1 pseudogene is annotated in these 370 nt (G+C 40.8%); it reads right to left on the reverse strand.

Going from position 1 to position 370, the window contains the following annotated elements:
• Positions 1 to 370 (reverse strand): annotated as a pseudogene (locus tag EII37_RS10930) (hypothetical protein); the annotation flags it as partial.

Below are 370 nucleotides of genomic sequence, written 5' to 3' on the forward strand. Positions count from 1 at the left end.
CCAAATATTCCGCTAAAGAAGTCGCCAATGCCCTTAAATACTCCTGTTATTGCATCCCAAGCATTTGAAGCAAATTTACCAAAAGCCTCGAATACTCCGCTAACTATATCTTTAGCACCGTCAAACGCTCCCTTAAAGAAATCAGCTACTCCGTTAAATACACCTGAAATTGCATCCCAAGCTTTTGAAGCAAAGCCACCAAGAGCGCTAAACACTCCGCTAACGACACTGCGAACAGAATTGAATATGCCACTAAAGAAGCCTGAAACTGCATTCCATATTGATGAAACTACTCCCCAAGCGCTAGAAGCAAAACTTCCGATTGCACTAAATACTGTTGAAACTACTGATTTTACAGCGTTAAATATAC

This window comes from Streptococcus sp. OH4692_COT-348, assembly GCF_003859975.1.
GTDB lineage: Bacteria > Bacillota > Bacilli > Lactobacillales > Streptococcaceae > Streptococcus.